The organism is Polaromonas sp. P3_C2 (genome assembly GCF_056402675.1).
The window spans coordinates 1-1,383 of sequence record NZ_JBFUGX010000904.1; the positions used below are offsets into that span (position 1 = coordinate 1).

The window sequence follows — 1,383 nt, forward strand, 5'->3', positions numbered from 1 at the left end:
CGGTACAACCCTGCTTGGCGAGGCGGCCAAGGCCAACAATGGCGGCTACACCATTGAATGGAGGGTTCCGGGCGCCACGCCGGCTCATGTGGGCAGGCCGCATGCGGCGATAAACGTTTCCAGAAAGCCAACCATCGGCGTGCCGCGCTCGCGGTAGCGAGACAGCTTGCCCGATGCCCGGGCGGCAAAGTCAGGCGCATCTGCTGCCCTGGCGATGGCGAGGTCGGCATGGTGGTTCATGGGTGTCCAGGTGGTGGGCCGACGCAAGAACCGAAACGGGCAGTCGGCATCCGGTACGCGGTTGGCCCAATGGTCCAGCGCCTGCCAACTGTCGATCCCTGCCAGCAACGGCAGTGCATGCGCCAGTACAGAGGCAAGCTCAGCCGCGGCACGCTCTGCTGCCGGGCCGTTGTTCACCAGCATGGTGTATTGGTTTTCACCACCAGGCAGCACGCCCTTTAGGCTCAATGGCAGGTTGTGCGCGTCGGCCAATCGCTTGAGGTCGATCTCCAGATCGAAGCTCGCCATCGACGAGACAGCGGCTTTCATATGGGACGGATATTTGGGGCAGAGATTCAATGCGAACTCGAACGACCAACTCGGCACACGCCCGTAGAACTCAAGCTTGAACAGCTTGGTGGAGCTTGTGAACCAGCTGTGGCCACGGCCGCTCTTCCAGCCCTGAAGGGGTCCGAAGGTCGGTGTCAGCAAATTCCGCAGCGTGCTCGCCGCGAACTGGGGAGAAATGGGCTCGGCGATAAGACTCATGGGGTTGGTGTGGCTGTTTTGAGTAGCAGAAATACCGTGCCCCCGTTTGAGCTGCGCGGCCCCGGGCAAGACACAGCACTTCTGGTCAACTCGCTGCCACCTTACGGCCAAACCAGAAGCCAAGAACGCCCAACGCTACCGCGATCCAGCCAATGGTGTAGCCGCCGCTGTTGCCCTCGACAAGCTTGGCCTTGAACGCGGCTGTATCGCGGTACGCGATCACCTGGCGGCTTGGGGTGCTCAGACTGAACACCGACTTTTCATCCTTCGGATCGAACCTGACTGTCACGGTTTCACCACCCAGCCCGTCCAGCGAACGCTCAGAGTTCGGCTCGCCCACGCGCACAGTCTCGATGCCTGCAGAGGTTTGTATGTCCAGCTCCGCGTAACGGCTCGCAAGTACACCTTTTTTTGTCTTGCGCTCAACAACGCGGGCGCTCAGGGCTTTGCCGGTGGCAGTGCTCAATTCAGCCTCAGAAGGGACCTTGTGGCGCGAAGGGCGCTTGCGGTCCTCTGCATATTCGGCACCGAGCCATACCAGGCCCCCAATGAATAGCACAAGTGAAATCTTTGTCAGGCTCAAAGCCAATCCCCCCAATATTAGAAGTACATCAG

The 1,383-nt window shown here is 60.4% G+C and carries 2 protein-coding genes; both read right to left on the minus strand.

Annotation, left to right across the window (positions count from 1 at the left end):
- Window positions 1-84 precede the first annotated feature (84 nt).
- Entirely contained in the window at window positions 85-768 is a 684-nt protein-coding gene (locus AC1DWI_RS23225; protein ID WP_477671185.1) for a hypothetical protein, read from the minus strand.
- Window positions 769-853: 85 nt separating this feature from the next.
- The gene (locus AC1DWI_RS23230) at window positions 854-1,234 is read right to left on the minus strand and encodes a hypothetical protein (RefSeq protein ID WP_477701394.1); all 381 of its coding nucleotides are present in this window, start codon (window positions 1,232-1,234) and stop codon (window positions 854-856) included.
- Between the last annotated feature and the right edge of the window lie 149 nt (window positions 1,235-1,383).